Below are 13499 nucleotides of genomic sequence, written 5' to 3' on the forward strand. Positions count from 1 at the left end.
GATCGGCCGCCGATCGCGCAAAACTGCCACCGGAGTTCGCTTGTTTTGGGGCTAGACGCCTGTACTCCGCGGTTTTCATCAGCACGTTGATCGGGATGGTCTCAGGGGCGGCCATGGTGCCGGTGCAGGCCGCCCTGAGCGGCGTCGCAGCGGTGCCGTTCAGTAAGTTCCTCTCCGTCATGGTTGGATTGCATCTGCTCGTGGCTCTCGGCGAGGCGATCATCACTTTCCTGGTCGTCGGTTATCTGGCCAAGGTGCGGCCACAGTCGCTGGGTAAGGTGGCAGAAAGGCTTGTCTCGGCCGGGGCAGGGCTGAGCAACCGGGCGGTGGTTGCCTCCATCGCGGTCGTGGCCCTGTTGCTCGGGGCGGTCGTGTCGCATTTGGCGAGCGGGTGGGCCGATGCGCTGGAATCAGTGACCGCCCACGAGGAGGCCGGCGATGCCGCGCTGGTCAAACACGATGCCGACCCGCTCATGGTCAAGGTCAGCGAATGGCAGGCTCGGACCGCTCCGCTGCCGGACTACACACTCAGGGATGCCCAATCAGCCGCGTGGACCAGCGTCAGCGGCGTGGTCGGCACCGTTGTGACGTTGTTGATCGTCTGGGTGATCGGCGTATCATTGCATCGGAATCGCAAGAAGCCGGCCGCGAGTGCGAACCCACCGACTTGAACCGTGGCACGGCGGTCTTCTTTCCCCCCTTAACAAGGGGGGACAAAGGGGGGGGGGGTGAACAGCGGGTGGGCTGACCCTCGGAACGCCCCCTGACTCCCTTACCAAGGGGGACACGAGATGCTGATCCATGCACCATCACTATATCGATCATTTCGCCTACGGTGACTCGCCGATCCATCGGCTCGATCCACGTGCGAAGATCCTGGCGGTCGTGGCGTACAGCGCGGCGCTCATATCTCTTAGCCGCTACCAGTTGCCCTCGCCGGGGTATCTGATCCTGCCGGTCGTGCTGCTGTGGTGGAGCGGCACGCCACTATGGTTCGTCGTTAAGCACACTCTGATGGTGTCGCCGTTCATCGTCTGCCTGGTAGCCTTTTCACCGGTTTTCGACAGAACACAAGTACCTTCACCCTTCGGGCCAGGAACTATTACCGGCGGGTGGCTGACAGCCGCAACCGTCCTGATTCGCTTTGTGCTCGGGATGTTTTCTCTGATTGCTCTGGCCAGCACCACGCGCTTCCCCGAATTGCTGAAGGGCCTCGAAGGCCTCGGGGTGCCGAAGGTGCTGGTGACACAATTGCGTTTCTTATATCGGTACCTGTTCCTGCTGGTCGACCAAGCCATGCACCTGCGACAGGCCCGGGCCGCGCGCGACGCCGGGCTCGGACCGATGAAATGGCGATGGCAAAGCGCTGCGGGGCTGGTCGGCATCCTGTTCATCCGCACACTGGAGCAGGCCGAGCGAACGCATCTGGCGATGATCGCCCGTGGCTACGACGGAGCAATTCGTCTGCTCCGGGGGCTCCGGTGGAAACCGCACGATACGCTCTTTCTTACGGGAACGGCCATTTATCTGTTCCTGTTGCGATGGGGCGGGCACCTGGGAGAATGGCTGCGTGGTTGAACCGCTACTGCAAATCGCCGGATTGACCTACGCCTACCCCGACGGTACACAGGCACTGCGCGGGGTTGACCTGGCCGTCAGCGCCGGCGAGAAGGTCGGGCTGGTGGGCCAGAACGGATCGGGCAAAAGCACGCTGCTCATGTGCATCAGCGGGCTTTACACCGGCCAAGGCTGTATTCACTGCGAGGGTTCCGAGTTGACCGGCTCCCGGCTTCGCGAGACGCGGAGGCACGTCGGACTGGTCTTCCAGAGTCCCGACGATCAGCTCTTCATGCCCACGTTGGCCGACGACTTGGCGTTCGGTCCGGTCAATCTGGGACTCGACGCCCACGAGGTCGGCCGACGCGTCGAAGAGGTCGCGGCGCAGATGGGGCTGTCCGAGCTTCTCGACCGTCCGCCACACCATCTGTCGATGGGTCAGAAACGTAATGCGGCAATCGCGTCGGTCCTGGTGATGCGCCCGGCTCTGCTGCTGATGGATGAGCCCTCGAGCAATCTCGACCCCCGTTCGCGAAGGCGGCTTATCGAAGTGTTGAAAAGCCTCCATGCGACGATGCTCATCGCGTCGCACGATCTGGCGCTGGTTGGCACGGTGTGCTCGCGCGTGGCGCTGATTGACGAGGGACGAATTGTAGCCGACGGCCCGGCCGCCGAGATCCTGGGCAACGGCGAGCTGATGGACCGGCACGGCCTAGAGATTTGGCGGCCGGCGAAATGATCGGTAGACTGTCGTCGCATTCTTGCTGGGCCCGGGGTCTGTTCCTGGGGCCCGATTGCACTGCGGTCCAACCGGCCGGATAGACTGGCCGGCTCTGCGGCGTGGGAGCAGGTTCCAGCGGCGCCAGGCTGAAAGCTGACAGTTGTCCATGGACATCCAACAACGTATCACCGAGATCATGAAGCGGGAGGCCGAGGCCATCCTGGCCGTGCGGGTTACGCCGGAGTTTGAAAAGGCCGTGCTTGTCCTCCGTGACTGCAAGGGTAAGGTGCTGACCACCGGCATGGGCAAGGCCGGGCACATCGCACACAAATTCGCGGCCACGCTCTGCTCGACGGGTACGCCCGCCGCTTTCCTTCATCCCGGCGAGGCGGCCCACGGCGACCTGGGGCTGGTCGGCCAGGATGATTGCATCGTTGCCCTTTCCACCAGCGGCAAAACGAACGAAATCATTGAGATGCTCGAACTCGGCCGTCATCTCGGCCTGGCGACGATCATCGGCATCACCTCGCACCCGGACTCGCGACTGCGCGATTTGAGCGACGTCATTCTGGACATGGGCATCATCAAGGAGGCCTGTCCGCTCGGACTGACCCCCTCGGCCAGCATCGCCGTCATGCTGGCCATCACCGATGCCTTGGCCCTGACGCTCATGGAACTCAAGGGTATCACCAGGCACGACTACGGCTTGCGTCACCACGGCGGCTATCTCGGCCGCAAGGCGCGGACGGATAATGTGTGAGCGGCGGTCAGCGATCGGCCATGAGCTTCCGGCTCTTGTGATTGACTTCGGCAGGTTCGGATCTCGGGAATCCTTGAGCCTCACGTTTGACGTCTGCTGAGCTCCGCGAGCTGGGCAACTGGTCAATGACTCGTCTGCGCGGTACAACTCCGCGGTTGTGCGGTACCCGAAAACAAGGCAAAGAGGTGCGACGTATGAAGCTGTGGCTTCCGCTTGTTCTTGCCGCGTCATTGTCCGTTTCGTGTACGCCCGTCACCAGGGAGTGCGACCTTATGGGATTCCGTTCGCCGTCGATTGATTATCGTCCTGCTCCATTCTGGTCCTGGAACGACGATTTGATCGAAGATGAGTTGCGATGGCAGATTCAACAATTCAAGGCCGCCGGCTTCGGCGGATTCTTCATGCACTCGCGTGTCGGCCTGGAAACCGAGTACCTGTCCGACGAATGGTTCGCCAAGATCGGTGCTTGCATCGATGAGGCCCGCCGAATCGGCATGCTGGCATGGTTGTATGATGAGGACAAGTGGGCGAGCGGCTTCGCGGGCGGCTGGCTCAATCGCAGGTTTCCTGAGACGCGCGGCGTCGGACTGGCGGCCACGGCCATCCAGAAAGGCGAGTTGGACAAAGCCTTGGCGGCGCCCGACACTCTCGCCGTATTTGCCATCGACAAGGATGAACGGGGGACGGTCTGCTCCTCCCGCCGACTCAAAACCGGCGATGTACCCACCAACGGCGAGATGATCTGGTGCTACTATGCCCGACCATTCGCCAATGACAATTGGTTCAACGGAGAGACTTACCTTGACATCCTGAACCCGCAGGCCGTAAAGCACTTCCTCGATATTACCATCGACGGCTACCATAAACGGTTCCGAAATGATTTCGGCCGAACCGTTCCGGGCATCTTCACCGACGAGCCCAACTTCTATCCGTGGGTCGGGGCTGACCTGACGGCCATGCCCTGGACCGCGGGAATGGCCGATCTTTTCAAGAGACGATTCGGTTACGACCTTCTGGATCAGCTCGATGCCTTGGCTTTTCGCCGCCCGGGGTTTCAGAAAGTCCGGCACGACTATCATCGTTTCCTTACCGAGAGGTTTGTGGAGTCCTTTGCCAAACCCTATGGTGAATTCTGCGACCGGCTTGGCCTGAAGCTCACCGGGCATTGGTTGTGGGAGGACTCACTGCGATCGCAGGTCATGCACATCGGGGCGGCCATGCCCCACTACGAGTACGAGCAGGTGCCGGGGATCGATCACCTTCGCCGCAATATCGAGGATCCGCTCACGCTCAAGCAAGTGGCCAGCGTTGCTCACCAGTTCGGACGGGACCAGGTGCTTTGCGAGATCTTCGGCGTTTCAGGCCAGGATTTCAGTTTCGAGGACGCCAAGTGGATTGGCGACTTCCATCTGGCACTGGGCGTCAACTACTTCTGCCCGCATCTGACTCTGTACAGCTTCACCGGCGACCGCAAGCGCGACTACCCGCCGACCTTCAGCTATCACCAACCCTACTGGGACCGCATGAGCCTCATCAACGACTACTTCACTCGCGCGGGCTGGGTCACGCGCCAAGGCGAGTTTCAGACTAAGATACTGGTGCTCCATCCGATCGCCAGCGCATGGGCCTTCGTATCGCGATTCGACGATTGCCCCGAGGTCGATTTCTACCACCAGGAGTTGATTTCGTTGCAGAGCGGACTGCTGGGCCGGCATCTGGATTATGACTACGGCGATGAAATGATTCTCGCCCGACATGGACGCGTCGAAGGACGTAACCTGCGAGTCGCATCGCACGGCGTCTACGAAGTCGTCCTCGTGCCGCCCTCGTTGACCTGGACTTCCGAAACCGTCACTCTTTTGGAGGAGTTGCTTGCCGCCGGGGGTCGCGTGGTTTTCGTCGGACAGTTGCCGACAGCGATCGACGGCGAGCCGCGGGGCGATCGCTGGGCCCCGCTGCACGGTCACCCGAATGCCCGCCGGGTGCCGAACGAAACCCAGGCTGTGGCCGAGGTTCTTGAGGAGATGGGGCTTCGGGAAATCAGCGTCACCGGCACGGACGGTCGTGAAATCGAGTCGATCCTCTGCCATCATCGGCGGTCAGGTGACAAGAACATCTACTTCATCTGCAACACGTCTCGCCAGACGGCATATGAGACGAGGATCACGGTGAATGCCGGCGGCTCTGCCCTGTGTTGCGACATGGTCTCGGGTGACATGCGGCCGATCCCCGCGCACGTCAGCGAAGGCCGGTTGATTCTCACCCATCGATTCGAGCCGGTCGGCAGCCTGGCAATCATGGTGGACCCCCAACAGTCCCTCGTCGGCCGCATGGCCGATCACCGGGAGACTGCCCGCGAAATCCTGCAAGGGGACTGGTCTTTTGCACGCACCCATCCCAACACGCTTGTGCTGGACACTTGCCGTTGGGCCATTAATGACGGGCCACTCAGCGAGCCCTCGCCGGTTTGGAAGGTCCGCCGTGCGGCTTTCGACGCCGCCGGGCTCCAGGAGTACCGGGGCATTCAGCCGTGGGTCCTGAGACAGAAGGGAATCGTTCCGGGCAAGACGGCGAAGGTCGAAATGCGGTTCGCGTTCAAGTCTGAAATCGATCAGCCGAACGCCTCCCTTGTGGTTGAGCTGGCCGAGGACTTCCACATCCGGCTCAACGGCCACGAGATCCCGGCGGACCGTTCACAGTGGCAGTGGGACAAGAAGTTCCGCAAGATACCCGTCGGCTCGCAGATTCATAAGGGGGCAAACGACCTGCTGCTGACCGCCGTTTACAGACCAGGCGTCGAGATTGAGGACATCTTTATCGTCGGTGATTTTGCCACCCGGCAGGTTGGCGAGAACAGCTACGTCATCGTACCCGAGCCCGACAGGCTGACGATCGGCGACTGGGGCCCGCAGGGTTACCATTTCTATTCTGGCAACATGGTTTACCGCCGGTCGATCCGATGTGCCCGCCGGCTTGGGCAACGGACGGTGTTGCGACTCAACCAGCCCGCCGGCACGCTCTTCGAGGTTCGCGTCAACAACCAGACGGCCGGTCTGCTCGGCTGGCAACCATGGGAGCTGGATATCACCGAGTTCCTCGGTAGCGAGAACAACGATCTCGAGATCATTGTGTACGGCAGTCTTCGGAACACCTTCGGGCCGCTGCACAACAGGCAGTATCTCGAAAAGGGCAACAACTGGTGGATCGGGCCGGAGGCGTTCGCCGACGAGGCCAACTGGACCGACAGGTATGTGTTCACTCCTTACGGGTTGCTCGGCGGCGCTGAGCTGATCACTTTCGAGTGATCGGGTCAGCACGTATCCTATTGAGTCAGGAGCAAAGACGGGGCGGTGGTTGCCTGGGGGTGATTTCGGAATGGCGATCTCTTTGCCGACAACAGAACAGGACGGGACCGGACTGATCAAATGGGATCCATGGCTCAGGCCCTACGCCGAGGCCCTGCGACAGAGATACGCGCGCTACCGGGCCGGTCTGGACCGGCTTGTATCCGCGTTCGGCTCTCTGGATGCCGCGAGCCGTGGGCACGAGTATTTCGGCCTGAACAAGGGCACCCACGAAGGCCGACCGGGCGTGTGGTACCGCGAATGGGCGCCCGGAGCAACGGGTTTGTTCCTCACCGGCGATTTCAACGGCTGGAACCGCCAATCACACCCCCTGACCAGGGACGAATTCGGCGTCTGGAGCATCTTCCTGCCGGACGATCACTACGCCGATCACCTCACACACGGCAGCAGGCTTAAGGTGCACGTGCACACCCCGACGGACGCCAGAGACCGCATCCCTGCCTACATCCGTCGCGTGACAAATGAGCCTCACTCCGCAGATTGGGCCGGGCAGTACTGGACTCCACCCGAACCCTATGTCTGGAAGCACGTGCCCCCGCAGGCTCGCAGCCCTCGCATCTACGAGGCTCATGTCGGTATGGCCACAGAGGAGGAGCGGATCGGCACCTATCAGGAATTCACACGGAACGTTCTGCCACGAATTGCGGAGGCCGGGTACAACGCCGTTCAACTGATGGCCATTCAGGAACATCCATATTATGCCTCGTTCGGCTACCACGTGAGCAATTTCTTCGCTCCTTCGTCGCGGTTCGGGACTCCGGAGGACCTCAAGGAACTGATTGACACGGCTCATGGGCTGGGACTGCTGGTCGTCCTTGACATCGTGCACAGCCATTCCGTCAAGAACGTCAACGAGGGGCTCAACCGATTCGACGGGACGGATCATCAGTACTTTCATGCCGGCCCAAGAGGTGAACACCCGGCATGGGATTCGCTGTTGTTCGATTACGGCAAGACGGAAGTTCTACGTTTTCTGCTCAGCAACGTGCGGTACTGGCTGGAGGAATTCCGGTTTGACGGCCTGCGATTCGACGGCGTGACCAGCATGATGTACCTGCACCATGGTTTCAGGAACTTCTCTTCATATGACGACTACCTGATCCACGACATCGACACCGACGCGGTCGTCTACCTGCAACTGGCCAACCAGGTCGCTCACGAGGTGAATCCAAAGGCTATCACGATCGCGGAGGACGTGTCGGGCATGGTCGGACTTGCCCGGCCCCTTGATGAAGGAGGCATCGGGTTCGACTACCGGCTGGCCATGGGGATCCCCGACTACTGGATCAAGCTTCTCAAAGAATACCGCGATGAACAGTGGAATATGGGGGAGATCTGCCATACCTTGACCAACCGCCGACCGGCCGAGAAGCACATCGCTTACGCGGAGAGCCATGACCAGGCGCTGGTCGGAGACAAGACCATCGCATTCCGGCTGATGGACGCCGACATGTATTGGCTGATGAGCAAGGCCGTCGGGTCGAACCTGGTCATCGAGCGCGGCGTGGCGTTACACAAGATGATTCGTTTGATCACATTCGCCCTCGGCGGCGAGGGGTATCTCAATTTCATGGGCAACGAGTTCGGGCATCCGGAGTGGATCGATTTCCCCCGAGAGGGCAACGGGTTTTCCTACAAGTACGCCCGGCGACAGTGGTCCCTGTGCGACGATCCGTTACTGCGGTATCGTGACTTGGCGGCGTTCGACCGCGAGCTTCAGGCTCTTGATGAGCGGTGTGACTTGCTCGCCGCTTCCAACACCGAGATTATTCACACCGACGAGGCCGCCAAGCTGATCGCCTTTCGGCGCGGTTCGTTGGTGTTCGTCTTCAATTTCCATCCGACCGACTCGCATCCCAACTATCGGATCGGGGTGCCCGAGCCAAGCGACTACAAAGTCGTCCTCAACACGGATGACTTCTGGTTCGGCGGCCACGGAATCGTTGCCACGGGCCAGATCTACCCCTGTCAGTACCAGCCGGCTCATGGTCGGAACCAAAGCATTCAGATCTACCTTCCGACCCGAACGGCACAGGTCCTCGCGACAATGCCAACCGGCTGAAAGAAGCTGTCGGCCGGTTGTCAAGGTCGAGTGTGCCTCCCACACCGTGAGTCGCCTCATTGCCGGCCGGACGGTGGCAGGCAGGCCTCAGAATCAGAACGGATCGGAGAAGTCGCCGCTGGAGACCGCAGCGGCGGGCTGGACGGGCCCAGGCGTCGGGGCCTGGGAGCCGGCAGTTCCGACGGAACTCGGCAGCGTCTGGCTTGAGCTTTCCTGCGCCGACGGCTGCGTCGTGCCCGACTGCTCTCTGTCCTGAGCTTCACGGGCCTCCTTGGCAAGCTGCTCGACGGACTTGGCGTTGATGAAGAACTCGGCGATGTCCGCGTCCGCGGGCGAACGTTGCTTTATGCCCTCAAAGGTCTGCTTGGAATGCGTCCGGTCGCCGATGAAGTGCTGGATGAACCCCAGCACCAGCCAGCCGTCAATATCCTCTTTCTTCTCGTTGACGTACCGGACCAAGTTGGCCACGTGTCCGTCAAAGTCGGACATCTTGCCATAACGGTCGCGAAGGTCGAACAGCGAATTGACCACCTCGGGAACCTTGCGGACCGCCCGCCGGATCGCGGTCGCGGAGTTTGTATAGTCGCCGGTAGCGAAACGAGCGACCGCGTATGCCAGCAATGCGTCGACATTGTCCGGCATGGCCATCGAGACTCTCATAAAGTTTTGGGCAGCCTTCTCGTAGTCTCCTGCCGCGAAGGCTTCAACGCCCTCCTTCATGAGTCGGTCCATCTCGTCAACGGGCATCTCGCCGGACTGCGCGGTGTCAGGCGAGCTCGATGCAGTAGGGGGCTGAGGCTGAGTCGGTCCGGCGGGCTGTTCCTGCGGCTGTGCCTGCGGCTGAGCAGCCTGTTCCTGAGGCTGTTCGGCGGGTTGTTGCCCCGGCGGGACGGTCGCGTAGGCGCCTGGCGTGAGTACTTCAACGCCTGGGGCGGCCTGCCCCGGATAAGCCACCGCCCCAGGCACGGCCACTGGAGCCTGGGCAACAACCGGTGCCGGCTGAACGACGTATGTTGGCGCGGCTACCACCTCGTATACCGGCCAAGTGTAAACCGGGTACACCGGATAGACGGGGTAATAGCAGGGACCGGAGTCGAAGAAACCAAATCCGAACCAGTAACTCGAATGCCTGTGGTGGTGACACTCATAACGGGGTCGATGACAGCCACAATAGTCGTGCCGGCCGCGTTCATCCCTGAAGAAATAGCGGCCGTCCCCGTCGCGGCTATGGCGGTTCACACTGATATTGAGCCTGCCCGATCGCTCCGGATTGATGAAGTAGCCGCCGGCGGTGCTTTTCTTGACCGAGCCGGTGAATCCGCTGCTCGACCGGCTTGGGCCGGAGAAGAATCGGTCACCCGACGAACCCCCCGAAGCAGCGCCGGACTTGCCGACCGTAGAGCCGGTCGGCACCTTCGTTCCGCCCGTCCCCGAGGGCGGCCTGACGATGGTTGAGCTACCGGGCGAAGCACTCTTGAGCGACTGGGACGATGCACCGCTGTTGTTCGAAACACCTGTGGGGGCCTTGCGACCGGCTAACGACGGTATAAAAGTCGTGGGCGTCTGGCTTGATTTCGACCCCGCGGAAGGAGCTTGAACGCCGCCGGATTTCGAGTTGCCTGAACTGACCTGGGAAGGCACCTTTACCCCGCCGGTCTGACCGACAGAAGGTGTGAACGGTGCCTTCGGACTTGTGACCGTCGTGTTTGAGCTGAATGGTTTTTTTTGTCCGGCCAGGGACGGGGCCTCACCGGCGGGCGAACCTCCGGCGTTCGGAGACTTGGGTGTCGACGAGGCTCTCGCTCCTGGTGGCAGTGCCGAAAACGGGCTGACCGTCGGTTTGCCTGTCGTCACGGACGGGCTCGACTGCCCCGGCGAAGTGCCTGAAGGCGATGATGGCAGAGCAGACTTCGGGGCCGGGCTCGAAACCGAAGGAGCGCCCTTGGGCGTCATGTTGGGGCGAAAGGCTGAACCGCCTCCGCTGATAGGTGGTCCGACGAAGGTCGATCGATTCAAATCGCTCGATCGACCGAAACTGCTGCTCGAAGACGATCCGGATCGCGGACTGCTGTAGGATTTGGAGAAGCCGCTGGAGCGACCCGAAAAGCCTGAGCCGCCTGAGAAGCTCGAGTGACCCGACGCGCCCGACCGACCCGAAAACCCAGAAGAATACGATCGCTTTGTGCTTCCTCGGCCGCTCATGTCTGCCGCCGTCGTTTCGGCGGTCGTCAAGGCCAGGCAGAGGGCACCACAAACGATTGCCCACAAAGCGTTCACGCGATTGATCGGACACATGGCTCTAGCCTCCTGCCAGCCTTTATCATCCCCCCGAGGGGCTGGTTGGCTGCCGTTTTTCGCCACATTTCATGGTTCCCGGGCTGTGAAAACAAGCCTCATAAGTTGATGATCGGACGCAGGTCCGACCACGTCTGGTCCGGCTGCTCACAGCCGACGTCGCTGATCCGGTCTTCGCGGCAAACCCACACCGCTTTTAGACCAGCCGCTCGAGCCCCGCCCACATCACTGTGAAGCGAGTCTCCTATATGGATGACACGCTCCGGTCGCCAACCGGTAAGTCGAAGTGCCGTCCCAAAAATGGTTGGATCCGGTTTGTAGCTGCGGGCGGATTCCGACGTTACAATGAAGTCAAATCTTAAGTCGTTACGCTCTAATGCTTTATGGATTTCTCGGTTGTCCGCATTGCTCACGATACACACTGGCAGCCTCTTATGTCTCAGAACCTCGCGGATTTCCGGGCACAGCGGCGGATTGGCCAGGTAATCCTGGAGGATGGCCACGTATGGCTCGGGATCGATATGTCCGACCAGAGGCGAGACGGTCTCGATAAGGGTATCTCGCTCGATTTCAACCAGATTGCGGAATCCGTCGCCGTCAGGCGCCTCGATGGCCCGGAAGTAGGCACGACCCCACCGAACAGCCAGTTCGGCCGCAGTCAACGGCAGGTGATGATCGCGCACCACCGCCTGGCAGGCTGATTCGACCGCCAGCCGATCGCCGCCGACAACGGTGCCGTAGAAATCCAGAAACAGTCCCTGCAACTCCGCCATGCGATCCTTTCCGGCTGGTTCTCAACGGCATTATAACGAAAGGGACCCGGGCTGGCAGCGAATCACGCGCAGAGTCGTTCCACAACCAGGCAAGATTGATCGTCTGATGGCTGAAGACTGCCCTCAGCACCGTCGAGGTGCTGGGCGAGCATATCGAGGCATTCCTGGCCGGGCAGTCTGATGGCCTGCAGGAAAACCGGGCCGAACGTCGAGTGTCCCCCGGCGTCGTGACCGCCCGAGATGATGTTTTCGAGGCCGTCGCTGTAGATAACGAGTTTCTCGCCGGGTTGCAGTGTCAGCTTTATGCTGGGGAAGTCGCCCTCGGGAAAGACGCCGAGCAACCCGCCCGCCGTTTTCACTTCGCGAGCTTGGCCGTCAGATCCGACGTGTATGGGGTGAGGATGGCCGGCACGAGCAAGAACCACCTCATGAGAATCGGTGTCAATCTGGCCGTAGCAGGCGGTGACAAACTGGCAGTTGGGCAACTGTTGCGCGGTCAGGTCGGCGTTGAGTGAGGTGAGAACCTTACTGGGACATCTGACCGGCGCTTCACCTTCGCGAGTTCTCCGACCGACAATTGCCTCTTTGATGAACATCGTCATAAGACCCGCAGCCACACCATGCCCCATGGCGTCGGCCAGGAAAAAGCCGATGTGCCGTTCGTCCAACCGGCGGACATCATAGATATCACCGGAAACCCAGGTGGCGGGGCGATACATGGCCGCGAAGCGAACGTCCGCCAATTCAGGAAAGACCTTGGGCAGGAAGTCCCGCTGCAATCGGCCGGCGAGGCGAAGCTCCTGATCCACCTCGAGAAGGTTCTCATTGACGCGACGTCCCAGCCGCTGCATCGCCGCGACCTGATTGTTGATGCGGCGGAGGTGCGGTCTGACATGCCTCAACGCTGACAGCCAGCCGCTCAGTTCTTGTGAGGATACGTCCGTCGGAAGCCGGATGAACACATCGCCGCAACCGGGCACCACGCCGTATGTGCCCGACGAGAATGCCAGTCCCATGAGATGATGACTTACCAGGGAGTCGGCCAGCAAGAATGCCGCCCGGTCGGCGGCTCGGCGGGCGTCTGATTCCTGATGCGCGCAGAGAATGACGGTCTCGACGTCGGCGAGGAGTTTCGGCCGGCGAGCATCCTGCAGCGATGCGGCAAGGACGACATCAGCCTCATGCCTCTCGATGAGCTTAACCAGAGCCTGTGGCAGGTCTTCGGAGGAACCCACGATCAGCAGCCGGAATGGCTTCGATGCCGTCGGAACGGGCTGTACCGATAAGTCTGTAAGAGTCGTTGATCCCGACATGAGGTGTGCTGCTGGCCCCCGGTCCCGCCGGAGATTCGACGCCGTCACCGGTACTTGCTCAGAATCAGCTTCGACCTATCTGGGCAGGTCCTTGAGAACCGACTCAGGGATTTGAACACGGTCGCCCACCTTCACGCCAATGCTGGCAAATAACCCAGCTTTGACTTCAAGAGCGAAGCGGGCGGGCTCCCCGGAAGGATATGTGCGCGTTTCAAGTGGGGCCATGGTGTGAATACCCACGATTCGGCCGTCGTTCCGTATGTACGCGATGTCCAGGGGTGTGATGGTGTTGTACATCCAGAAGGACAGCGGTTGCTCAAACGGAAAGACGAACAACATGCCCCGGTGGATGTCCGATAAGCCCCGGCCGGTCGGCTCCTGAAATGAGGACAGCTCTTCAGGCTTCACCCGCATCAGACCGAGTTCTCGCTGTCGATTGCTCTTCGCAAGCCAGACCTCGAACTGGTGATCGCCAATAGTCATGCGAGTAATCTGCATGGCGCTCAAGTCATTTCGGGCTGCGCCCGGCGTATCAGCGGCCGGATTCTCGGTGCAACCGGAACAAAAGGATAGAAGGATAACCAGCAAGACGGTTTTCCGCCTGCGCCCATAAAAGAGATGCCCGACATGTTCGTAAGCAAACACGGATTCAC

General features: G+C 60.9%; 12 protein-coding genes. 8 read left to right on the forward strand and 4 right to left on the reverse strand.

The features are described from left to right. From PLL20_15090 to PLL20_15115, 6 genes are all read left to right on the forward strand, one after another. Positions 1-671 (forward strand): PDGLE domain-containing protein (locus PLL20_15090; protein ID HPD31316.1); only part of this gene is annotated, 671 nt, incomplete at its 5' end. A gap of 130 nt (positions 672-801) precedes the next feature. Continuing rightward, positions 802-1578, forward strand: a complete 777-nt coding sequence (cbiQ, locus tag PLL20_15095; protein HPD31317.1) for a cobalt ECF transporter T component CbiQ — start codon at positions 802-804, stop codon at positions 1576-1578. Further along, positions 1571-2296 (forward strand): ABC transporter ATP-binding protein, encoded by a 726-nt coding sequence (locus tag PLL20_15100; GenBank protein ID HPD31318.1) that lies wholly within the window; start codon positions 1571-1573, stop codon positions 2294-2296. Before cbiQ ends, PLL20_15100 begins: the two co-directional genes overlap by 8 nt. Positions 2297-2444: 148 nt before the next feature. After that, entirely contained in the window at positions 2445-3038 is a 594-nt protein-coding gene (locus tag PLL20_15105) for an SIS domain-containing protein (GenBank protein ID HPD31319.1), read from the forward strand. Positions 3039-3310: 272 nt separating this feature from the next. Next, complete coding sequence (locus PLL20_15110) at positions 3311-6343, forward strand: glycosyl hydrolase (GenBank protein ID HPD31320.1); 3033 nt, start codon at positions 3311-3313, stop codon at positions 6341-6343. 70 nt (positions 6344-6413) lie between these two features. Next, the gene (locus PLL20_15115; GenBank protein ID HPD31321.1) at positions 6414-8465 is read left to right on the forward strand and encodes an alpha amylase C-terminal domain-containing protein; all 2052 of its coding nucleotides are present in this window, start codon (positions 6414-6416) and stop codon (positions 8463-8465) included. Between the two features lie 93 nt (positions 8466-8558). On the opposite strand, the gene PLL20_15120 is transcribed toward PLL20_15115, so the two are convergent. Then, positions 8559-9878 carry a tetratricopeptide repeat protein gene (locus PLL20_15120; GenBank protein HPD31322.1) on the reverse strand — a complete coding sequence of 440 codons (1320 nt, stop codon included), beginning with the start codon at positions 9876-9878 and terminating at the stop codon, positions 8559-8561. Here PLL20_15120 and PLL20_15125 point away from each other — a divergent pair. Both PLL20_15125 and PLL20_15130 read left to right on the forward strand, forming a co-directional pair. Continuing rightward, complete coding sequence (locus PLL20_15125; GenBank protein HPD31323.1) at positions 9853-10062, forward strand: hypothetical protein; 210 nt, start codon at positions 9853-9855, stop codon at positions 10060-10062. The two genes, PLL20_15120 and PLL20_15125, sit on opposite strands and share 26 nt — an antisense overlap. Positions 10063-10167: 105 nt before the next feature. Beyond that, positions 10168-10539 carry a hypothetical protein gene (locus tag PLL20_15130; GenBank protein ID HPD31324.1) on the forward strand — a complete coding sequence of 124 codons (372 nt, stop codon included), beginning with the start codon at positions 10168-10170 and terminating at the stop codon, positions 10537-10539. Positions 10540-10858: 319 nt separating this feature from the next. Here PLL20_15130 and PLL20_15135 read toward each other — a convergent pair whose 3' ends face one another. From PLL20_15135 to PLL20_15145, 3 genes are all read right to left on the reverse strand, one after another. Beyond that, positions 10859-11533, reverse strand: a complete 675-nt coding sequence (locus PLL20_15135; GenBank protein ID HPD31325.1) for an HAD family hydrolase — start codon at positions 11531-11533, stop codon at positions 10859-10861. Between the two features lie 62 nt (positions 11534-11595). Beyond that, entirely contained in the window at positions 11596-12846 is a 1251-nt protein-coding gene (locus tag PLL20_15140; protein ID HPD31326.1) for a SpoIIE family protein phosphatase, read from the reverse strand. Between the two features lie 75 nt (positions 12847-12921). Then, on the reverse strand, positions 12922-13491 hold the full coding sequence (locus PLL20_15145; GenBank protein ID HPD31327.1) for a DUF192 domain-containing protein: 570 nt from the start codon (positions 13489-13491) through the stop codon (positions 12922-12924). Positions 13492-13499: the final 8 nt, after the last annotated feature.

The sequence above is a fragment of the Phycisphaerae bacterium genome (assembly GCA_035384605.1).
Lineage (GTDB): Bacteria > Planctomycetota > Phycisphaerae > UBA1845 > PWPN01 > JAUCQB01.